Raw genomic sequence first — 20,250 nt, forward strand, 5'->3', positions numbered from 1 at the left:
GTCCGCGGCCAATTACCACATCCCAGCCGACGGACCCGATCTCAGCGTCCGCACACAATGCCGCGTCGCGGTCGCGACCGCCGACGACGTCAACTACGGGAGTACCGGGCTCTACGCGTCTCCCCTGACCGAGTCGGCCCGTGCGATCACGAGCTCTACCAACGCTTCCGGGGCGTGATCGGGAATCCAATGACTGACTCCCGTCAGTACGACGAAGTCATAGGGTGCATCCACATAGCGAGCGCTCAGTTGCGCGCATGTGCGTCCGAGAAGGTTGTCCCCGTCGCTCCAAATCATGGTTGTGGGGACTCGCACAACAGGGGTGTGACCCAAGAACGGCAGCGCGCGGTAGTATCCCAACGCGCCGGAAAGCGCCTCATCCTGGACGATTTCCTTGGAAAAGCGGTCTAGCATCTCATCATCCATACCCGCTCTACGCAACAGAGGCGCACGTCCCTTCTTGACCGTGCGAGCGAGCATCGCCTCGGGGATGGCTGGAAATTGGAATAGACCGAAGTACCAAGAAGAGAAGAGCTGCTTGCTACGCAACATCGCTGCAAAGAACGCCGACGGGTGTCCGAGAGACAATGCCGTCCACGAACGAATCAGATCTGGATGCCGCGCGGCAACTCCCCACCCCACTCCTGCGCCCCAGTCATGTCCGACGAGGTGCACGGGCCCAACGTCTATGGCGCGTATGAGAGCGACGACGTCCTCGAACAGCTCCGCTGCCCGATACTGATACCGGCCGCGAGGCCGAGCCCGTCGAGAGTAACCGCGCTGGTCAGGAGCCACTGTTCTGTATCCAGCAGCGTTGAGGCGCTCCATTGCTTTTGCCCAGGACGACGCTCGTTGCGGGAATCCGTGCAGAAGCACGATCACTTCGCCGTCCAGCGGGCCGGTGTCGGCGACGTCGAATGTCATGCCGCCACGCGAATACGCTCTCACACGACGTGCCGTTGCTGCGCTCAATTCTCTTCCAACTCCCGAATCCACGTCAATCTCGAAGGGATGCTAGTCGCGGAACAACGCCAGTGGCGGCCGCGCATGCACCCGGTAGGCGATCTGGAACGTCCGTTGAGACGGGACTGATCGCGCGGGTTCGAACCACAATACGCACTCGGCGATACCCACGACTAGGACGGGCGCGCCTCGGTTGCGTACCTGAGTGCCGCACTGGCGAAAGCCCGAACCTGCCGGCCGGCGAGCCCGCGAGCGCCGAGATCGATCTGGCAAGGCAACAGCACCGAGTCACAGCATGGCATCCAAAGACAAATCTGTGTTACCCACAGCCAATACTCCGAGGCGAGTTCCGCGGACACTGTGACAGTGCCCCGCTGGCTCCAGAAGAGCGGCGGGCGGGGCCGAACCGCTGGGAAGGACAATGACGTGACTATCAGCATCCCTGCACCGTCTTCAAGGAAGCCGGTTACATCCGATCGCGCAGACAATTGGCAAGATGCAGAGCGTCGACTTGCTGCGCTCGACATCCAGACTATGGATGGCACCGCCTCCCTCAACCCAACCCTGCGCGTTCGCTCATTCGGCGACCTTCAGATCTACGATTGGCAGAGCGGTCCCTTCACAGGTACTCGATCTGCGCAGCTAGCGGCTTCCGGGGAGCAGGCCCTGCTGGTGGTCTCCGCCTCCTCCGGCACCCAGATCGTCGAAGGCGATGAAGGAACCGTCGTCGCAACACGCGACAAGTTGCTTCTCGTGACGACTCGCTTGACTGGCCGAGTCGTCGCGCCGGCCGGACTCGACAAGCGCGTTGTGAGGATCCCGCTCCAGGGCATGGCACGCTTCGACACGGCAGGACCGATCCCGGACATCCTGTTGCTTGACCCACACGAGAACGCGCTGGCCGGTTTAGCGAGAAGCTTCGTAGGAGACCTTGACATCACGAGGGATGCCATGGCTGCGGGCGAGATCGACAGCGCGCGGAGCGCTCTTTTGGTTCTCGTGGCGGGTGCGATCAGGACCGCTCGTGTAGATGCCACCTCGGGAGAACATCCACTGCAACGCCTTCGGCAACGCCTTGAAACCTGGATCGTTCGACACCTTACCGAGGGCTCCATCAAGGTCTCCGAGCTCGCCGACGCCCACTCTGTAGCGGTACGCACGGTGCATCGAGCGTTCGCGGCGTCGGGCGACACAGTGGGATCCGTCGTGCGTGCGCACCGTCTGGCCGCGGCGCGCCATGATCTCGTCAACACATCACTTCCCATCACAGCAATCGCCCATCGATGGGGGTTCTGCGACCCGAGCCATCTCGGGCGGCTGTTCCGCGACACGTACTCCATGTCACCCGGCGAGTATCGGGGACTTTTCACTGGCAAGGATCGCCATCCCGGCGCGGTCTGAAGCCCATGCGGGACGACGTCGAGGTCGAAGCGTTCCGTAGCTCCCCGCAAGGTGGTGATGGCACGCAGGTACCTCACTTAGACGTGATGGTCCTGAGAGACGGGTTGTACGCCGTTCTATCCTGATCCCGCCAGCGAGGACCGCTGGACCATCCAGCAGAGTAGCTGGTCACATTTGGGAGATGAGATGCCGTATTGGGAAGTATTCACGCCCGTGGGGGCGTACACCGACGATCAGCGTCAGGCGCTGGCCAAAGCCATCACGAAGGCTTGCATCGCCTTCACTGGAATTCCCGCCTTTTTCGTGAACGTGCGGTATCAGGAGATGCCCGAGAGCACGATCTACCTCGGTGGGGAACCGACGAAGAACTTCGTGCGAATCGTGACCGACACGATTGCGCACGAGATGCCCACGTCGGAAGAACGCGCGGCATGCATGGAAGCGATCGAAGATGCCATCGCCCCCCACATCAAGGATCGTGGCTTCGACTGGGAGATCCATCTCGACGAGACCCCGATTGAACTATGGCGCGTGAATGGCCTGGTCGCTCCGGTGAACCATCCCGAGCTTTTCGCACAGTGGGTCAAGGAGAATCGCCCCATTCCCTGGGAGGTTCCCGTTTAACCCTGTCCCAACCGATTGACCGCTTTCAACGGCAGGAGAAGGCCTCTGTGAACATCAGCGACCGGATCGACTACGACGTCGTCGACGGCGTAGCACGCATTGAACTGGCACACGCGCCGGTGAATAGTCTTGACCAGCTCATGGCCGAGGCACTGTGCGATGCTGCCGACCGCGCGACACGAGATGCTGCGAGCGGCGGCGTCCGCGTCGTCGTCGTCAGCGCGCGGGGCAAGTTGTTCAGCGTCGGCGGGGATCTGAGTGAGTTCGCCGGGTCCCCAGATCGCGGCGGCCAGGTCACCGCGACCGCCGGCCGTCTGCACGCGGGGCTTACGACGCTCCGCGCGCTAGACGTGCCGGTCGTGTCGGTGATCGACGGAACAGCAGCAGCGGCGGGGCTCGGTGTCGCGCTCGTAGGCGACATCGTGATCGCAGCCGCCGAAGCTCGGTTGGTGGTGGCCTACACGGCGGCGGGTCTGACACCGGATTGCGGGCTGAGCTGGGTGATTCCGCATGTGCTGCCTGCGGCACGTGCTATGGACTTCGCTCTCACCAACCGCGTTCTCACTGGAATGGAAGCGGCCCAGTGGGGCCTCGTTAGCCGCGCCGTCGCAGGCGAGGACCTGCCGTCCGAGGTCGATGCCGTCGTCGGCAACCTCCGCGGCGGCGCGGCCGACGCCATCGTCGAGACCAAGCGCCTTCTGCTCGACTCGAGTCGACGGACGATGAATGAGCAGATGGAGGCCGAGGCGGCGACGATCGCGCATGCCATCGTCCATCCGGATGGCATCGAAGGAGTCGATGCCTTCTTGGCGAAGCGACAGCCCATATTCCACTGAGCGCTCATGGCGCGGTCCGGTCAGCAGATGGATGTCACCAGCCTCCGCACGCGCTGAAGGAATCATCCGCTCCAGGCACAGGGATACGAGTGGGCGTCGCGTTCGTCCTAGGTCTGCGCCGTGAGATCTTCCTAGCCTGAAGTCAGGGCGCCTGTGCGACGGAGAACTGCCGGCAGGCGTGTTTCGCATCTCCTCTGTGAAAGGTTTGCTCCCATGCCCCACGTTGATTACGATTTCGACGGCGCGCTCGCTGTGCTCACAATCGTCCATGACAAGGCGCCGGTGATCAGCCGTGAACTCATGGCCGAACTGCTCGAGCAGGTTCAACACGCCCGGAAGGACGACTGCCGTGGACTCCTGATTCGCGCCGTGGGGCCGGCTTTCCTAGCCGGCGCGGACGCCGCCGATCTCAAAGGAATCAGCGAGGCCGAAGCGCGGAAGATGTTCACGGGCTTTATGGCCGTGATCCACGAGGTCCAGAGCCTGACGGTACCGACCGTCGCGGCCGTGCATGGCATGTGTCTGGGCGGCGGGCTCGAGCTGAGCCTCGCCTGCGACCTCATCGTCGCCAAGAAGGGGACGATGTTCGGTCAGGTGGAGGCTCGCCTCGGCGGTGCCACCTTCATCGGCGGCACCGCGCGGTTGGCTGAGCGGTGCGGCTCATCGAGGGCCCTCGACATCAGCTATTCCGGCGCCCTGTACAACGCCGACGCCTTCGCCTCATGGGGCATCGTTACCCAGGTGGTCGACGCCGACAACTTCGAGGACAAAGCGCGGGCGCTGGCGCACATGCTCGCTCACGGTCCCACGGCGGCTCATCGCGTAACGAAGGAGGTCCTGCGCACGGCCCAGACGCAGGGACTGGCCAAGGCCGACGCCCGCGTGTTGGAGCTTGCGCCGGCGCTGGTAGAGACCTCCGACATGCAGACCGCGATCGATGTGATTCAGACAGCGGGCTCGCGCGAATTCATGGCCGATCGCTCGCTCGTTGCCTTCCGCGGCCAATGAGCGAGGCACAGCGGCGTTCATCTCGGAACACGAACGAAGGAGTACGGCGATGAGCTACGAGTACATCCGCGTCGAGCGGGTCGGGCCCGTGATGATCATCGGGATCAATCGGCCCAATAAGGCGAATGCGTTCAACATCGCCACCTTCCGGGAGCTCTCACTCGCATACGCTGAGCTGGACGACGACGAGTCGATCCGCGTCGGGGTGATTCACGGAGTCGGACGCCACTTCACGGGCGGGATGGACCTCCGAGAAGTCGCCCCGCTGGTGCAGTCGGGCGAGTCGCTGGTCGCGACCGGTGGGATCGATCCCTGGCAGGTGTCCGGCCGAAAGCTGCGCAAGCCCGTCATCGCCGCTGTGCACGGCAAATGTCTGACGCTCGGCGTGGAACTCATCTTGGCGACCGATGTCGTCGTATGCACCTCCACGGCGAGCTTCGCCACCCTCGAACCCAGTCTGGGGCTGTTCCCCTTCGGCGGCGGCACGATCCGACTGCCACAGCGCGCGGGGTGGGGCAATGCCATGCGCTGGCTCCTGACTGCGGATGAGTACGACGCCCAGGAGGCGTACCGCATCGGGGTCGTTCAAGAGATCGTCGACGAAGGTGACCACCTCACCCGAGCGATGCAGATCGCGGAGAAGATCGCACGGCAGGCGCCCCTCGCGATCAGCGGTGTTTTGCAGAATGCGCGCCGCGCAGTACGCGAAGGAGAGGCAGCGGCGGAGATCGAGATGCTTCTGCGCGCGAGGGACTCCTTCACCTCAGTCGACGGCCAGGCCGGCATCGCATCGTTCCGGGAGCCCGGTGGTCCTGTCACGTTCGTCGGACGGTAAGCAGGTGACCACGGATTCGACGGAACCCCGGGTCCCCGACCTGGAGACTCTGCTCGGCCTCGACGCGCCGTCATCGTTCAGCATCCCCACAAGCGTCTGGGGGTACGGGGGCCTGCACGGGGGTCTCGCGATGTCCGTCGCCGCAGCAGCGGCGCAACGCGCTCTGCCAGGGTACGTGCTCCGCTCGGTGACCGGCCAGCTCTATCGACCCATCCGAGAATCGTTCGCACTGGATGTCCGCCGCACCCATGCTGGTCGACGCGTGGCCATGTTCGAGGCGACGATCACGGACCGCGCTCGCCCCTGCGCGACGATCACGAGCATTCTGGGCACATCTGCCGGGCTGGCCGCGGTTGGCGATCAGACGCGGAATCGTGCGCCCATCCCACCCACGGTGCATCCTCCCTTCGACCATGCCGAGAAGCACTGGACGATCCCGGTCGCCGTGTTGCAGGACGTCGAGGTGAGACTCGTCGACACCGCGGCGGCGGACTCCCCCGACGACCGTTCGAGCCTGATGGCATGGGTACGTCTGAAGGCTCAGAGCGCCCCTCCCAGCGTCGCGAGCCTCGCCTTCTTCCTCGACGTGCTCCCCCCTTCTCACACCGCGTTCATGGAGAGGGGCACTCCGGTGCCGACCGTGGAGTTCTCGGCCCATTTCGCGGGCCCGGCGCCGGCGACGGAATGGGTGCTGGTCCGGGCGCGCTCGACTCGAGAGGTCGACGACGGGTGGGGCTCGGAGACGATTGATATCTGGGACGAGCTGGGGACCCATCTCGCGTCCGCTCGCCAGCTGAGATTGCCTGTGCCGGGCGCGGCGCCATGAGCGCGACCCGAGGTCGTGCGCTGCGGTTGAACGCTTTCGGCTCGCCCGAAGAATCGGTCGGGCTCGTACGGACGAAACCCACTCCATTGGCGGCGGGACAGGTCTCGGTCGCGATGGAGGCGGCGCCCATCAATCCGTCCGACCTGCTGCTGATCGCGGGTCGATACGGCCACCAGCCGCGACTTCCGCACACCTTGGGAACCGAAGGCGTGGGGCGTATCGCCGATGTCGGTCCAGGGGTCGATCCAGATCGCGTCGGCGACCGCGTCATGATTCTGCCGACGCTGGAACACGGGACGTGGCAGGATCGCGTTATCGTCGACGAGCAGGGCACGGTGCCGGTCGACGGCACCGGCGACCCTCAGCAGCTGTCGATGCTGGGGATCAATCCCGTCACCGCGCACCTGCTGCTCACTCGATTCGTCTCGCTCCCGCCGAGCGCGTGGATCGGCCAGACAGCGGCAAACTCCGCGGTCGGACGATACGTCGTGGCTCTGGCCCGACGCGCCGGCGTCCGCACGCTCAACGTCGTGCGCCGTCCGGAAGCGGCCTCCCCGCTGATCGCGGCCGGAGCGGATGCCGTCGTGGTGGCCGGGGCGGATCTGGGCGCCCAGATCGATTCCGTCCTGGGCACGCGTCGGCTCGCGCTCGTCCTCGACGCGGTCGGCGGCGAGACGGGGCTCGTGTCGCGCCTCGAGGATGGCGGCACCGTTGTGAGCTATGCGGCTCTCAGCCGGTCCCCCGCCGTGATCTCCCCGGCCGACCTGATCTTCCGCGACATCCACTTGCGCGGGTTCTGGCAGAAGGCATGGGTGCAGACCGCACCTCGCGCCGAGGTGCTTGCGGCATACGCGGACCTCGTGCCGCTCGTCGCGAGCGGACATCTGCATGCACCTGTCGAGGCCTCGTACCCCATAGATCGCTACGAAGACGCCCTCACCCACGCCGCACGCTCGGCGCGCGACGGCAAAGTCATCTTCGTGTGGCCATGATGACTGCTGCTCCGACGACAATGACCGTGCGTGGCGTCACGAGTCGTGACAGATTCTTCCGGCGGCCTGTCTTGTTCAGACGAGTCGTGGAGAGGCGCCGTGCTCGCCGTCGTCGCGTGTGACGTCGGCGTTCACGGCGCCGAGCAGGCGCTCCTGCACCAGACCCGCGCTATCGGGTGACCCAGCCACCCGCGAACGGAACGACCTGGCCCACGAAGAAGTCGCTCTCTTTGCCGGCGAGGAAGAGCGCGAGCGCAGCGGACTCCCAGCCGTGTGCAAGACGACCGATCGGAGCGCCCTTGATGCGCTCCGCGAACTCTTCGGTTGCCTGATAGCTGGGTGGAAAATAGGTCGGGTTCTCGACGAAGGTCTGTGCGATCGCGTTGACCTGGACATTGTGCGGGGCGACCTCCACACCCACATCCTGCACGTAGGACAACTGTGCACCGCGTGCCGACCCGTATGCGGAGTACTTCGGCATCCCCTTAAGAGCCGAGGCGCTGCCCATCACCACGATCTTCCCCGCTCGTCGTTCGATCATCTGAGGCAGGACACCCAGCACGAGAGCGTGCAAAGGGAAGACGAGCGCCTCGAACATGGATCGGAATACGTCGTCGTCCGTCTCGAGCACCGTCGTTCGCGGCTGCTCCGCAGCCAGATTGGCGAGTAGCACATCCACCCGGCCCGCACCCTCGATCAGTGCCGTCGCCGCCCCCGGAACCGAAAGGTCCCGATCATCCAGGATGAGTTCAGCGCCTTCCGCGCGGAACGTCTCAACGAGGTCGGCTCCCATGAACGCGCTCGTCTGGGTGATGAGGACCCGCTTTCCGCTCATGCGCCCCATGGCATCCGCTCCTCTCGCATCGCCGACTCCGCGAACCGTTCGCGGTAGTCGCCGGGCGACATGGAGTAGACCTCACGGAACAGTCGACCGAGGTGGCTCGGGTCGCAGAAGCCCCAACGATGCGCGATCGCTGTGACGGGCAGTGAGGTTGTCACGAGGTCCTGGCGCGCCGCCGCGATGCGGTGGGCGCGTGTGACCGACCCGACCGTGTCACCGGTCGAGGCGAACGCGCGGTGCACCGTCCGCACAGCGACGTTATGAGCCGCGGCGAGCTCTGCAACCTTGATGGATCCGTCCGAGAGGTGCGCGACGATCCACGACTCAAGTCGCCGCCGCAGGAGCGGCAAGAGATCGGAAGGACCGGAGATGTCCGTGCGCGCAGAACGGATGCATCCGGCCACTAGGACCATGAGCGCGTTGCGCGCAGCATCCGTCTCGGCCGACGACCTCGCCCCGAGCCAGTTGTCCATTCCGGCGAGGTAATCCATCGTCAGCGCGGCCAGAACGTTCTCCTGTGTATCCAGCAACAGGACGTCCGGCACTGCACCCCCGGTGTCCAACGTCCGGAGAGCTTGCAACGGAATGTGCACGACACGCTTCTTCACGTCTCGGTCGGAACCGATTCTGCCCGCGTGCCGGGACGTTATCAGCAGCAGATTCGCCGGCCTTGCGATAAGGGTTCCCTGTGGTGCCTCCACGATCTGCCGTCCCTCGGCAATGGTGACGACGAGGAGGGACTCCTCCTCGTCTGCCGGGAGATGCGGAGAACGCCCCGAGGCGACGCGCGGGGCTACGGAATTCATCACGCTCACATCCCCGAGCGTGCGCGTGCGCTCGCCCGGCGGACGCTGTCCCCCTCCGGCGCGATGGCCGCCCACGGCGGCGAGGTGGCGTTCCCCGTTTCGCCGGCCCGCTGTAGCATTGGTGGTGTCGTCAGTGGATCGTCGCTGATCCACCAGCCTCCCAGTCGTCACGTCTTTGTCCTTTCCCAGGATTGGCCGAACAGCCCGAACATCAGAACCGGTCGACGCGGTCATCCTTCCTCATGAGGAGCAGGTCGATCACGTCGCAGCGTGACAACTTCTTGCCCTCAGGTGCCACTTCTTGTCCTCAGGTGCCCACCTCCGAATTCGATGCCGGTCACACACCCGTGGGCGCCCACGCCAGTGGCGCGCCCGCGAACTTGTGAGCGCGCAGGTCGCCGGAACGAGCGTGCGCCTCGAACTGCTCGACTCGCGCCGCTCGACCACACAACTCGCCGAGCGCAGCGCTCGTAGCCGGATCGGTGACCTCCTGATACGTGACCGTCTTGAGGTACTTTCCAACCCACAGGCCCCCCGTGTACTTCGCCGCACCCCGCGTCGGCAACGTGTGATTCGTACCGATCACCTTGTCGCCATATGACACGCACGTACCCTCTCCCAGGAAGAGCGCCCCATAGTTGCGCATCTTCGCAAGGGCATCGCGGGGATTCGCAGTGAGCACCTGAACGTGCTCGAATGCGTAGTCATTCGCGAGCGCGTATGCGGCGTCCAGGTCCTCGACCACCACGACCTCGCCGTGATCGGCCCACGCGGGTCCGGCGTAATCCGCCGTGGGCATACCGACGAGGATCTCGTCGATGTGCGCGAGCGCACGCTGCGCTACCGACGCCGAGGTGGTGATCAGCACACACGGCGAATCGGGTCCGTGCTCCGCCTGGCTGAGCAGATCGACTGCAACGAGGAACGGGTCAGCGGTGTGGTCCGCGATCACCATCGTCTCAGTCGGACCGGCGAGCAGATCGATTCCGATCTCACCGAAGAGCTGGCGCTTCGCCTCAGCGACAAAAGCGTTGCCCGGGCCGGCGAGCATGTCGACCTTGCGGATCGTCTCGGTCCCGATTGCCATCGCGGCAACTGCCTGGGTGCCTCCGAGCAGGAAGATCTCGTCGGCACCGGCGAGGTGCATGGCGGCGACCGTCGCGGCCGGGACTTCGCCGCGGATCGGCGGCGTGCAGGCCGTCACGTGTTCCACCCCGGCCACCTTCGCCGTCACTACGGTCATGTGAGCGGAGGCGGTGAGCGGGTAGCGCCCGCCGGGTACGTACGCTCCGGACGAACCGACCGGGATGTTCTTCTGACCCAGATGGACCCCGGGCTCCGTTTCGACCTCGAAGTCCCGCAAGGAGTCCCTTTGATGCTGCGCGAAGTTACGGACGCGTCGCTGCACCGCCGTGATGTCTTCGATCACCTGCGAGGGGACGCCGTGGACGATCCGCTCGATGTCGTCCTCGCTCAGTCGGAAGTTCTCCGGCGACCACTTGTCGAATTTCTCCGAGTACTCGCGTACAGCGACGTCGCCACGCTCCCGCACGTCGGCGATGACCTCGAGGACCGTCTCTCGAACTTTCCGCAATCGGTCCCCGTCCGCCTCTCGCAGGCTCGCGATTCTTCTTTTGATGTAGTGCGGGACGGGTCCGACGGCCATGAGAACTCCAGTAGATCGACGATGATCAAACCACTGTATACGTATACATCTTCGCATGCAAGCGCTGAACGCGCGCAGGATGGCGGGTACTGTTGCCATTGATGTCCGCGGTCCCTAGGTCGCCGTCGAGGCGGGAGAGGCGCCATGCCCACGAGTAGAGATGTCGCACGCCTGGCCGGCGTGTCCCAGGCGACGGTCTCACGCACGCTTTCGTCGCCGGATTCCGTCGCCACGGAGACTCGCGTGAAGGTCATGGCAGCGGCCGCCTCGCTCGGATACTCACCGCACTCGGGCGCTCGCGCCATGAAGACGAGGCGCTCCAACACCGTCGGAGTCGTGGTCGCCGACCTTTCGAATCCCTTCTACACTGAGCTTCTGGGCGAGCTGGTCGAGGCCCTGGAACGCGTCGAACAGAAGGTGGTGATCTGGAGCAGTGCCAGCAGCAATCACACGGCGGCGCTCGAATCCATCAGCACCTCCGCCATCGACGGCCTGATCTTCACCACGGCAACGTCGTCGAGCGTGGAGCTGGCGGCGGCGGTCGACAGACGCCGACCCGTAGTGCTCGTCAACCGCGAAGTCGAGGGCCTCGACAGCGACCGGATCGTGAGCGACAACTACGCGGGCGCTGCGGCGGTGGCGGACTTCTTCGTGGGCAACGGCCGCACCGACGTGGCTTTCATCGGAGGCCTGCCCGAGGCGAAGACCGCTCAGGATCGATCCCGGGGGTTCGTCGACCGCATGGCCGAGCTCGGGCATCCCCTCCCCGAGCACCTCGTCGCCGAGGCGAGCTTCTCCCACGATGCAGCCGCACACGTCGCCGACAAGCTACTCGGGCGCCTACCGCGGCCGTCCGCGATCTTCTGCGCCAACGACTTCATGGCGTTCGGGGCGCTGGATACGCGGGTTCGCCGCGCCCTCCCCCCCGAGGAGTGTTGGGTGGTCGGCTACGACGACGTCGCGATGGCGTCATGGGAGACGCTCGACCTCACCACGGTCAGGCAGCCGATCCGTGAGATGGCCGCCGTAGCAGTGGAGATGTTGATGGACAGGGTCAACGACCCGGCGCTACCGCCGCGTCGGCGGAGCTTCCAGCCCACACTTCTCGTACGAGGGAGCACGCCGCTCGCGTCGTGAGCGGCCCATGCGATGAGCAATAGCGCCATGCCGATCCGGTCCTCGATCTTGAGGGGTGTTGCCGAGATGGTCGACGCCGCCGGGGGCGACGGCGACGGCTACGTGCGATCCCAGGGCTGCTCTCCCGAGCAGATCCTCGCGGGAGACACCTTTTTGAGCTACCGAAAGGTGGCAGAGATCTTGGACGATTGCGCGCGCAGGTTCTCGATCCCGGACCTCGGTCTACGACTCGCCGAGCGGCAGGAACCGACGATCCTGGACGAGCTTTCGCTGGCGATGATCCACTCTCGAAGCCTGGCCGAAGCGATACAGTCCGTGAGTCGATACCTATCCATCTACAGTCCCTCGATCGCCCTCTACGAGGTGGACGACCCTGAGGGTGATCCCCACGTCACGGCATTCCGCTACGCGGTATCGCCGGGCGCGGGCGCCGCGTTCACTCAGTCGATCGACTACGGCGTCGGAATCGTTCACAGGTTCCTGATCCATGTGAACGGCGGATCGCCATACGGCTTGCGGGGCGTACACCTGCCACACCCTCCCCTGGCGTCTTCCTGGGCATACGGGGAATTCTTCGGTGCGGCCGTCATGTTTGAGATGCCGCACACGGTTCTGCGGGCAGACACCGCCGGACTGTCGGCGACGGTGCCCGGCGGGAACCCGATGATCCGCAAGCTCGCGATCGAGCATCTCGAGGCGCGATTCGGCGACCTGCGCCCACCGATGTCACGGCTCGCGTCAGCGGCGATCGTCGACCAGCTCGGCGCGATCGACGTGGATCTCGCCGCGGTGGCGGTTGCGCTGGACCTCCACCCACGCGCGCTGCAACGGCTGCTCGCCGCGGAAGGCACCACACTTACCCGCCTGTTGGACGAGGTGCGCCGGGAACGAGCCGTCCATCTGATTACCGAGACCGAACTCCCATTCGCACAGGTCGCCATCCGGTTGGGCATGCGCGAGCAATCCAGTCTGACGCGAGCAGTTCGCCGATGGTTTCAGACGACGCCCTCGAAACTACGAAGCTCGCCGCACCCCTGACGTCCTGCCGTGGAGCCGCCCGCGGCAGGCACCGGCCCGCTGCATCCGATGGCGCCGTCAGCACGCCGAATCCATCAGTTCGAGGACCGCTTCGACGAATGCGCCGGGCGCTTCCCGGGGAAGGAAGTGTCCGGCGCCCTCGACATGCCGAAGGTCGGCCTGGACGAACCAGCCGTCCAGCCGATCGGACCAGGCCGACGGGAAGAGAGGATCGCAGTCCGGCCAGAGGATCTTCGAGGGCGTCGCGAGGCGCTCCGCCAGCGGAGGGAGGATCTCGCCGGGTGACGTCGCCACGGTTCCGGCACCGGCCCGGTACCACGAGACGGATGCCCGAAAAGCGCCGGGGCGGGCGTAGAGAGCGGCCAGGCGGTCCAGCTCTTCGCTCGGAAGCGAGAAATCCGGGGCGGACCAGCCGTCCCAGAAGTGCGCGAGATAGCGGCGAACGGCCGCCGGCGACCCGTCGAGCAGATCGACCGAGAGATCGAGTTGATGAAACGTCTGGTACCAGAAGTTCGGTTGGGCCGTGGGACTGAGAACACGCGCTCCCGCTCCCGGGAGGGGTGGCGCCAGCACAAGCCCCCGAACCAGGTCCGGCCGCATCGTCGCGACCCGCACGGCGATGCGCGAGCCGATGTCGTAGCCGCCGAGCACGACCGGAGCACCTCCCAGGCTCTCGATCAGACCGATCACGCTGTCCGCCTGCCCCTGAACACCGAAAGCCTCGACTGAAACCGCGCCGACCGGACGCGTCCGTCCGAACCCGCGGAGGTCGGGTGTGACCGTACGAACCCGACCCGCGAGCCCGTGCACGACCTGTCGCCAGTCGCCGTGATCGCCGGGCCAGCCGTGCAGCAGAACAGCCGTTCCCCGGGCACCGGGGTGATCCTCCCTGTACAGGTCGAACACAGGGGTTTCGTCATCGCTTGCTAGTGCGCTCTTCACGCCGTCTTCGCGGCCGGAAGGGACCATCTTCACTCCCATCGTGAGTCGTCGGCGAGATGTTGGTGCTTGCGAGCCTGAGTGTATACGTATACGTTCGAGTATCCATCCCGGTTGTACTCGAAGGAGAGTGTGAGCAGCATGCCCGATCCGCTCCGCCTCGATGGGCGCCGGGCGCTCGTCACCGGCGCCGGGCGCGGGCTGGGCGCGGAAATCGCGCGAACCCTGGTGAAACTGGGTGCCGAGGTGTACGGCACCGCTCGCACCCGCGACGCAGCCGACGAGATCGGGAAACGGCGGGGAACGACTGGCATCGTCCTGGACCTGGCGGACACGTCGGCATTCGAACCCCTCGCATCGCAACTCGACGTGGACCTCCTCGTCAACAACGCGGGAGTGAACATACCTCGACGTGCGACCGACGTATCGGCGATCGATTGGGACACGGTTCTCGACACCAACCTCCGCGGCACGTTCCTTCTCACGCGAGCGTTCGGTCGACGCTGGATCGCCGAGGGCACCGCAGCTGCGGTCGTGAGCGTGACATCCCAGGCCGGCGTCGTTGCCGTCGCGGATCGCGCGGCCTACGGCGCCAGCAAAGCCGGACTCGACCAGGTGACAAAGGTACTGGCGCTGGAATGGGGGCCCCATCGCATCCGCGTCAACGCCGTCGCACCGACGTTCGTGCGCACGGACATGACCGAATCGACGCTTGCAGATCCCGTCCGCGCAGCTCGCCTGCTCGATCGGATCCCCCTCGGAAGATTCGGCGAAGCGGATGACGTCGCCTGGCCGGTCGCGTTCCTCCTGAGCGACGCCGCCGGGCTCGTCACGGGTCACACCCTGCGCGTGGACGGGGGCTATACGGCATGTTGAGGAGACGCTCATGACGAAGGATCCGGTGGCCGTGATCGGCGGGGGCTACATGGGGGTGGGAATCGCCCAGACGTTCGCACTGGCGGGGCATCCGGTACGCCTGGTCGACGCGGATCCGGAGCGCACCGCGCATTCCGTCGAGAGAGCCCGTCGACAGCTGCGGGAGTACGTGGCGTCGGGCCAGATCTCCGATGCACGAAACGCGGGTGACCTGATCGAGCCGACTCCCTCCATCCGGGCAGCCGTTGACGGCGTGATCTACATCAGTGAAGCCGTACCGGAATCCATCGATCTCAAACGCGAGGTGCTGGGCGCGATCGCCGCGGCATCCGCGGACGCCGTGATCGCCACGAACACGTCAGCCATCGAGCTCGACCCCCTCTTCGCCGCGATCGGCGGGCGGGACCACATGCTCGCCGCTCATTGGTTCAACCCGGCGCCGTTCGTTCCGCTCGTCGAGGTGGCGGGCGGATCAGAAGATGCGACCGTCCGCGCCGAAGTCGTGCTGACCGGGATCGGCAAGCTCCCTCTGCGCGTTCCGGCCGTGTCGGGCTTCATCGGCAACCGTCTACAACTCGCGCTGTATCGGGAGGCGGCTCTCATCGTCGAAGAGGGTCTCGTCGACGCGGCGACAGTCGATGCAGTGGTCACGGCGTCGTTCGGGATGCGCCTTCCCTTTCTCGGCCCCCTGCTCGCCGGCGATATGGCGGGACTCGACGTCTACGCCGCGGCTTTCGCATCGCTCGAGGCGGTCTACGGCGCCCGGTTCGCACCACCCCCGTCTCTGATCGCGCGAGTCGAAGCGGGGGATGTGGGTCTGAAATCGGGGGGAGGGCTGCGGAGCGTCGACCCCGCGGAGCGCGAGACCCTGCTCCGTCGGCGAGACGAGGCGCTCGTCCGCCTCGCTCATCTCCGGGCCTCACTCGGCTGAGCGGCCGAACGACCTCAGTCCACGCCCGCGGCGTCGAGCAGGGCAGAGACGGTGGGCCGGACGAGCCCGGTGAGCACGTCGGCGCGCACCCCCGCACGCGCACTGGCACCGTCGAAAACGATGCTGAGTTGTCGTGCCACGAGATCGGGGTCCTCTGCACCTCCTCGCGAGGCCTCGTCACGGATGAAGTCCGTCAGCTGTTGTTTCACGTCACCCGCGACCCTGCGCGCCGGGTGCTCCGGGTCTTTCAGTTCAATCTGCGCCCCCAGGTACTGACAGCCGAAGAAGCTCGGCCTCGACGCCTGCAGTTCGAGCCGGTCGAAGACGTGCAGGATGCGATCGCGCGGCGTCATCTCGTCGTCTGACCGCGGGAGGAGGTCGGCCACATACGCTGCCGCTCCCCAGCGCAAGCTCGCGGCGAGGAGTTCATCCTTGCTCTCGAACATCTGATACATCGACCGCTTCGACACTCCTGCAGCGCTGCACAGCTCGGCGATGCCGACTCCGAACCCTTTCTCGTAAGTCAGTCTCGCCGCGGCCTCGAGCAGCCGCTCCCTGGTCGAGCGATCCTGAGCGGTCATGCGTACATGATAGCCCGATGCGAGACGAGTGGAAACCGATCGGTGTATAGTTGAGGTGTACCGATCGGTTTCACTCTACGAATGGCCCTGAAGGAGAGAAATGAGCAACGACAGCCGACCCGACGACCAATACACGAGAACGTGGGCGGGAGGACGAGGTGAGGTCCGATTCTTCACAAGATCTGATGGATCCCGACTGCGCTACCTGGTCGCCGGCACCGGCCGCCCACTCGTGCTGCTGCACACGGTGCGCGGCCAGCTCGACTATTTCCAACGGGTGATTCCGTTGCTCTGGGATCACTACACCGTCTACGCACTCGATCTGCCCGGGATGGGCTGGTCGGACATCGTGCCCGGAGCCCGCTACGAGGAACCGCAGCTGCGGGCGGCCCTCGTGGAGTTCGTCACCGGACTGGACCTTCGCGATGTGACGCTCGCCGGGGAATCTTTGGGCGCCGCCCTTTCGTTGACGGCGTCGATCGATCTCGAGGACCGAACGAGCAGAATAGTGGCGTTCAACAGCTATGACTACCCCGAGGGAGGGATGCGAGGCAATGGCATAGCGCGAGCGGTGATGACCGCGGTTCGCGCGCCGGTGCTCGGGGCGATCGCCGGGCGTATGGAACCACGGAACATCCTGCGGGACATCCTTCGCGGTGGCTATGTCGACACGTCCAAGCTGCCGGAGCACTTCGTGGACGAACTCTCCCGGAGCGGTCGCCGACACGACTACTGGCGCGTGTCGCGGGCGATCTTTCGGAGTCTCGAGAGTTTCGATCGGGCGCGGGAGCGTTATGGACGGATCTCGACCCCCGTCACGCTCGTCTACAGCGAGAACGACTGGTCGAAGCCGCACGAGCGGGAACGAGTGGCGAAGGCCTTGCGAAACGTGGAAGTGATCACGCTCGCCCGTACCGGCCACTTCTCCGCCTTGGAGGATCCCGCGACAATGGGACGGATCCTGCTGACGCCCGCGTCGGCGTAGCGGACGTCTCGTCCGGGGCGAGTGCGCTGGCAGTGAGGTTCCACGCGACCAGTCGCGCTCGTCCTACCTCGGGCCCGACCTTGCGTTCTAGCATCGCTAACGACCGTCAATTCTGTGACGGTCGCCACCCACATCTCATCCGCCTGGAACTTGGAAGTCTGCTACTCCGTGCTCGAACGAAACATCAAACTCGGCCCTGTGCGCACCCGCTATTTCGAGGCAGGTGACTCGGAGCGCCCCACAGTGGTGCTCATCCATGAGGGCGGTTTCGGCAGCGACGCGCCGAACACATTCGGACGGATGACGGAGCACCTGGAACAGGACTACCACATGCTCCTGCCGGAGATGCTGGGCTTCGGCGGGACTGACAAGGCGGTCTTCTTCGGCGAGAGCCCCTATGCCCCGCGTTTGCGACACCTGTCGTCGTTCCTGGACGCCCTCGATGTGAGGCACGCGCACTTCGTCGGGAATTCGTTCGGCGGGGGCATCGTGCTTCGCCTGTCGATCGACCCAGAGGAATCGTGGCGAATGGCTTCGGCGACGAGCATCTCTGGCACCGGCGGTCCTTATCGCACCCAGGAGGCCGTGCGATACACCTCACGGTACGAATCGAGCATCGAAGGAGCCCGCCGTGCGGACGAGTGGGTCCTCGACCCTGGCACGACGGACGAAGCACACTCGCGCGACCGCTATGAGAGCAGCCTCCGTCCGGGGCAGTGGGAGGCCATGACGGCCGGAACGCTGCAGAGCCCCGTCGCGCACGCACCTGCCCCCGACGGTTACCCCGAATCCCTCTCTCAGAGCCGAGTCCCGACCCTCCTCGTGGCGGGCAGCCTCGACAAGATGTTCGAGTCAGGATGGGAGACCCGCATCGCGGCGCACCTGCGGCACGTGCGCGTCGAGCGGGTGCCGATGGGCCACGCACCGAACATCGTGCATCCCGTCGAAACGGCCGCGATCCTGCGGCGCTTCTTCGACGAGATCGAGCAAAGAGGTTGACCGCCGCGGCGTATGCCCGGGCCCTGATGACGCGACGAAGGAACATCTCATGACAGCACCGCTCACCCGCCGCAATGTTCTCGAACTCCTCGACGAGCAGGTGGCCCGGGTGCCCCAGCACGTGGCGATCTCGTGGATCGACCCGGACGGCACGCGCAGCCTCACGTGGGAGCAGTATCGCTCACAGGTGGAACTCGTGGCCACCGGTTTCCTCGGTCTGGGCGTACGCTCCGACGACACGGTAGCCCTACTCGCGCCCAACGTCGTCGAACACTACGTGGCCGACCTCGCAGCTCTCTCCTGCGGCGCCGCCACCGTCAGCCTCTACCCCACCCTGGCCGAGGATCAGCTGGCGCACATTCTGGGCGACGCGCGTCCATCCGTCGTGGTGACGGCCACCCGAGCAGACGCCGAGCGTATCGCTCGATCGCTCCCGGGCGACCTGCAGTGCGAGATCGTGTGCCTCGAGTCGGTGGCCGAAGGGGCGGAGTCTGCCTACATCGCGTGGGCCGAGCTCGGCGGAGGCACCCAGGAACAGGTGGTGTCCGCGCGCTCCGAGCTTGAGGCGCGACGATGTCAGCGGGGCGACGATGACCCGGCGGTGTACGTATATACCTCCGGCACGACGGGAATGCCGAAGGGCGTCACTTTGACACATCGGAACCTGCTCTCGCAGATCGACTCCTTCGACCGGATGGGGTTCTTCCGCGGCGGGTATCGCACGGTCTCTTACCTTCCGCTCGCGCACGTCGCCGAGCGGCTCTGGAGCCTTTACTTCCCCCTTGCCAGCGGGGGCTCGGTGCTGCTGTGCCCCGATCAGAGGAACCTGGAGAAGTATGTCCACATGCAGCGCCCCACGTTTTTCATGGGCGTCCCCCGGATCTGGGAGAAGCTACGCGATCGGGTGAACACGATGCTTGCGAGCGAACCCTATCTGTCACGCGCGACCGAGATCGAGGCGGACCGCGCCGTACTGGCGCAGAGCTGGGCTCAGAAGCAGGATCGTCCCCTGTCTGCAGAGCAGGAGATCCGCGAGATGCAGGCACGAGAGGGTGTCCTCGCCGACATCCGCCGTGACCTCGGGTTGGAATGGGCGGTGAATCCTGGCAGCGGCGCGGCACCCCTATCGGACGACCTCCGAGACTTCTGGGCGTCTCTCGGCGTGTACCTCATCAACGCTTACGGCCTGTCCGAAACGACGGCGGTCGCCGTCTGGGAGCGCATGGGTGGAAGCCACCGTGGGAGCTCCGGTTTCGCCGCCCCCGGGTGCGAGGTCGCCATCGCCGACGACGGCGAGATCCTGGTGCGCGGCGCGACCATCACACCGGGCTATCGAGGACTCAGCGCTGCCGAGTCCGGCATCAGCGAGGACGGATGGTTCTCCACCGGTGACATCGGTCACCTTGACGAGGCCGGCCGGCTGTATGTGACGGACCGCAAGAAGGAGATCATCGTCAACGGGGCGGGAAAGAACATCGCGCCGTCCTGGGTCGAGGAGAAGGTGACGGGCAAAGGCTTCCTCAGCCAATCCATTGTGATCGGTGACGGCCGTCCGTACCTCGTCAGTCTGATCACCGTGAACCCCGACCTTCTGCATTCGTTCGCTCGCGAACGCGGAATCGAGGGCGACCTCGCCGACCTGGTGCGACACCCCGAGATCCTGCAGGAGGCCTCACGTCTCGTCGACGCAGGGAACCAGCGTCTCTCCCGGCCGGAGCAGATCAAGCGCTTCCTTCTTCTCGAGCGGCAGTGGACGGTCGATTCGGGCGAGCTCACGCCCACCATGAAGCTACGGCGGAAGATCGTGACAGAGCGCTACGCGCACCTCGTGGACGCCATGTACAGCGAAGCGCACGACGGCTCAACCGAGTCGATCAGGGGGAGCATGGCGATCGGCCCAGCTGCGAGGTGAGCCTCGCGACAAGTGTTGGCACCATGGTCCCGCACCGTAGTCAGGCACGTCCTA

General features: G+C 65.5%; 20 protein-coding genes. 14 read left to right on the forward strand and 6 right to left on the reverse strand.

The window, feature by feature from the left end; genetic code table 11:
- Positions 1-111 precede the first annotated feature (111 nt).
- Positions 112-924 (reverse strand): alpha/beta hydrolase, encoded by an 813-nt coding sequence (locus GB932_RS06475; protein ID WP_156759878.1) that lies wholly within the window; start codon positions 922-924, stop codon positions 112-114.
- Between the two features lie 465 nt (positions 925-1,389).
- On the opposite strand from GB932_RS06475, the gene GB932_RS06480 reads away from it, so the two are divergent.
- From GB932_RS06480 to GB932_RS06510, 7 genes are all read left to right on the forward strand, one after another.
- On the forward strand, positions 1,390-2,364 hold the full coding sequence (locus GB932_RS06480; protein WP_156759879.1) for an AraC family transcriptional regulator: 975 nt from the start codon (positions 1,390-1,392) through the stop codon (positions 2,362-2,364).
- 186 nt (positions 2,365-2,550) lie between these two features.
- Complete coding sequence (locus tag GB932_RS06485; protein ID WP_156759880.1) at positions 2,551-2,988, forward strand: tautomerase family protein; 438 nt, start codon at positions 2,551-2,553, stop codon at positions 2,986-2,988.
- 47 nt (positions 2,989-3,035) lie between these two features.
- Positions 3,036-3,824, forward strand: a complete 789-nt coding sequence (locus GB932_RS06490; RefSeq protein WP_197517340.1) for an enoyl-CoA hydratase/isomerase family protein — start codon at positions 3,036-3,038, stop codon at positions 3,822-3,824.
- A 213-nt stretch (positions 3,825-4,037) separates the two neighbouring features.
- A complete protein-coding gene (locus GB932_RS06495; protein WP_156759882.1) occupies positions 4,038-4,832 on the forward strand; it encodes an enoyl-CoA hydratase/isomerase family protein in 795 nt (264 codons plus the stop codon).
- A 49-nt stretch (positions 4,833-4,881) separates the two neighbouring features.
- Positions 4,882-5,667 carry a crotonase/enoyl-CoA hydratase family protein gene (locus tag GB932_RS06500; RefSeq protein ID WP_156759883.1) on the forward strand — a complete coding sequence of 262 codons (786 nt, stop codon included), beginning with the start codon at positions 4,882-4,884 and terminating at the stop codon, positions 5,665-5,667.
- Positions 5,668-5,671: 4 nt separating this feature from the next.
- Positions 5,672-6,493, forward strand: coding sequence for a thioesterase family protein (locus GB932_RS06505; RefSeq protein WP_156759884.1), 822 nt, complete (start codon positions 5,672-5,674; stop codon positions 6,491-6,493).
- Complete coding sequence (locus GB932_RS06510; RefSeq protein WP_156759885.1) at positions 6,490-7,485, forward strand: zinc-dependent alcohol dehydrogenase family protein; 996 nt, start codon at positions 6,490-6,492, stop codon at positions 7,483-7,485. The genes GB932_RS06505 and GB932_RS06510 overlap by 4 nt, the downstream gene beginning before the upstream one ends.
- 169 nt (positions 7,486-7,654) lie before the next feature.
- Here GB932_RS06510 and GB932_RS06515 read toward each other — a convergent pair whose 3' ends face one another.
- From GB932_RS06515 to hisD, 3 genes are all read right to left on the reverse strand, one after another.
- Positions 7,655-8,329, reverse strand: a complete 675-nt coding sequence (locus GB932_RS06515) for an SDR family oxidoreductase (protein ID WP_156759886.1) — start codon at positions 8,327-8,329, stop codon at positions 7,655-7,657.
- Entirely contained in the window at positions 8,317-9,366 is a 1,050-nt protein-coding gene (locus tag GB932_RS06520; RefSeq protein WP_156759887.1) for an AraC family transcriptional regulator, read from the reverse strand. Before GB932_RS06520 ends, GB932_RS06515 begins: the two co-directional genes overlap by 13 nt.
- A 103-nt stretch (positions 9,367-9,469) precedes the next feature.
- Positions 9,470-10,798 carry a histidinol dehydrogenase gene (hisD, locus tag GB932_RS06525; RefSeq protein ID WP_156759888.1) on the reverse strand — a complete coding sequence of 443 codons (1,329 nt, stop codon included), beginning with the start codon at positions 10,796-10,798 and terminating at the stop codon, positions 9,470-9,472.
- Positions 10,799-10,942: 144 nt separating this feature from the next.
- On the opposite strand from hisD, the gene GB932_RS06530 reads away from it, so the two are divergent.
- Together GB932_RS06530 and GB932_RS06535 are read left to right on the forward strand one after the other, a co-directional pair.
- The gene (locus GB932_RS06530; protein WP_156759889.1) at positions 10,943-11,935 is read left to right on the forward strand and encodes a LacI family DNA-binding transcriptional regulator; all 993 of its coding nucleotides are present in this window, start codon (positions 10,943-10,945) and stop codon (positions 11,933-11,935) included.
- Between the two features lie 12 nt (positions 11,936-11,947).
- Positions 11,948-12,973 (forward strand): AraC family transcriptional regulator, encoded by a 1,026-nt coding sequence (locus tag GB932_RS06535; RefSeq protein WP_156759890.1) that lies wholly within the window; start codon positions 11,948-11,950, stop codon positions 12,971-12,973.
- Positions 12,974-13,030: 57 nt separating this feature from the next.
- Here GB932_RS06535 and GB932_RS06540 read toward each other — a convergent pair whose 3' ends face one another.
- On the reverse strand, positions 13,031-13,942 hold the full coding sequence (locus GB932_RS06540; protein WP_156759891.1) for an alpha/beta fold hydrolase: 912 nt from the start codon (positions 13,940-13,942) through the stop codon (positions 13,031-13,033).
- Positions 13,943-14,053: 111 nt separating this feature from the next.
- Between GB932_RS06540 and GB932_RS06545 the strand changes: the two genes are divergently transcribed.
- Together GB932_RS06545 and GB932_RS06550 are read left to right on the forward strand one after the other, a co-directional pair.
- Positions 14,054-14,788: an SDR family NAD(P)-dependent oxidoreductase gene (locus GB932_RS06545; RefSeq protein ID WP_156760104.1), complete on the forward strand. Its 735-nt coding sequence runs from the start codon at positions 14,054-14,056 to the stop codon at positions 14,786-14,788.
- A 10-nt stretch (positions 14,789-14,798) separates the two neighbouring features.
- Positions 14,799-15,719 carry a 3-hydroxyacyl-CoA dehydrogenase family protein gene (locus GB932_RS06550; protein ID WP_156759892.1) on the forward strand — a complete coding sequence of 307 codons (921 nt, stop codon included), beginning with the start codon at positions 14,799-14,801 and terminating at the stop codon, positions 15,717-15,719.
- Between the two features lie 14 nt (positions 15,720-15,733).
- On the opposite strand, the gene GB932_RS06555 is transcribed toward GB932_RS06550, so the two are convergent.
- Complete coding sequence (locus tag GB932_RS06555) at positions 15,734-16,300, reverse strand: TetR/AcrR family transcriptional regulator (RefSeq protein WP_156759893.1); 567 nt, start codon at positions 16,298-16,300, stop codon at positions 15,734-15,736.
- A 100-nt stretch (positions 16,301-16,400) separates the two neighbouring features.
- On the opposite strand from GB932_RS06555, the gene GB932_RS06560 reads away from it, so the two are divergent.
- From GB932_RS06560 to GB932_RS06570, 3 genes are all read left to right on the forward strand, one after another.
- Positions 16,401-17,285: an alpha/beta fold hydrolase gene (locus GB932_RS06560; protein WP_156759894.1), complete on the forward strand. Its 885-nt coding sequence runs from the start codon at positions 16,401-16,403 to the stop codon at positions 17,283-17,285.
- Positions 17,286-17,399: 114 nt separating this feature from the next.
- On the forward strand, positions 17,400-18,284 hold the full coding sequence (locus GB932_RS06565; RefSeq protein ID WP_156759895.1) for an alpha/beta fold hydrolase: 885 nt from the start codon (positions 17,400-17,402) through the stop codon (positions 18,282-18,284).
- 49 nt (positions 18,285-18,333) lie between these two features.
- Entirely contained in the window at positions 18,334-20,196 is a 1,863-nt protein-coding gene (locus GB932_RS06570) for an AMP-dependent synthetase/ligase (protein WP_156759896.1), read from the forward strand.
- Positions 20,197-20,250 lie beyond the last annotated feature (54 nt).

Source organism: Microbacterium karelineae (genome assembly GCF_009745985.1).
Classification (GTDB): domain Bacteria; phylum Actinomycetota; class Actinomycetes; order Actinomycetales; family Microbacteriaceae; genus Microbacterium; species Microbacterium karelineae.

What these genes read in the sequence shown, in the direction of transcription:
- GB932_RS06475 (WP_156759878.1), bottom strand. Translation starts at nt 924, where the DNA reads ATGACATTCGACGTCGCCGACACCGGCCCGCTGGACGGCGAAGTGATC.
- GB932_RS06485 (WP_156759880.1), top strand. Translation starts at nt 2,551, where the DNA reads ATGCCGTATTGGGAAGTATTCACGCCCGTGGGGGCGTACACCGACGAT.
- GB932_RS06495 (WP_156759882.1), top strand. Translation starts at nt 4,038, where the DNA reads ATGCCCCACGTTGATTACGATTTCGACGGCGCGCTCGCTGTGCTCACA.
- GB932_RS06500 (WP_156759883.1), top strand. Translation starts at nt 4,882, where the DNA reads ATGAGCTACGAGTACATCCGCGTCGAGCGGGTCGGGCCCGTGATGATC.
- GB932_RS06510 (WP_156759885.1), top strand. Translation starts at nt 6,490, where the DNA reads ATGAGCGCGACCCGAGGTCGTGCGCTGCGGTTGAACGCTTTCGGCTCG.
- GB932_RS06515 (WP_156759886.1), bottom strand. Translation starts at nt 8,329, where the DNA reads ATGGGGCGCATGAGCGGAAAGCGGGTCCTCATCACCCAGACGAGCGCG.
- GB932_RS06520 (WP_156759887.1), bottom strand. Translation starts at nt 9,366, where the DNA reads ATGACCGCGTCGACCGGTTCTGATGTTCGGGCTGTTCGGCCAATCCTG.
- hisD (WP_156759888.1), bottom strand. Translation starts at nt 10,798, where the DNA reads ATGGCCGTCGGACCCGTCCCGCACTACATCAAAAGAAGAATCGCGAGC.
- GB932_RS06530 (WP_156759889.1), top strand. Translation starts at nt 10,943, where the DNA reads ATGCCCACGAGTAGAGATGTCGCACGCCTGGCCGGCGTGTCCCAGGCG.
- GB932_RS06535 (WP_156759890.1), top strand. Translation starts at nt 11,948, where the DNA reads ATGAGCAATAGCGCCATGCCGATCCGGTCCTCGATCTTGAGGGGTGTT.
- GB932_RS06540 (WP_156759891.1), bottom strand. Translation starts at nt 13,942, where the DNA reads ATGGTCCCTTCCGGCCGCGAAGACGGCGTGAAGAGCGCACTAGCAAGC.
- GB932_RS06545 (WP_156760104.1), top strand. Translation starts at nt 14,054, where the DNA reads ATGCCCGATCCGCTCCGCCTCGATGGGCGCCGGGCGCTCGTCACCGGC.
- GB932_RS06550 (WP_156759892.1), top strand. Translation starts at nt 14,799, where the DNA reads ATGACGAAGGATCCGGTGGCCGTGATCGGCGGGGGCTACATGGGGGTG.
- GB932_RS06555 (WP_156759893.1), bottom strand. Translation starts at nt 16,300, where the DNA reads ATGACCGCTCAGGATCGCTCGACCAGGGAGCGGCTGCTCGAGGCCGCG.
- GB932_RS06560 (WP_156759894.1), top strand. Translation starts at nt 16,401, where the DNA reads ATGAGCAACGACAGCCGACCCGACGACCAATACACGAGAACGTGGGCG.
- GB932_RS06570 (WP_156759896.1), top strand. Translation starts at nt 18,334, where the DNA reads ATGACAGCACCGCTCACCCGCCGCAATGTTCTCGAACTCCTCGACGAG.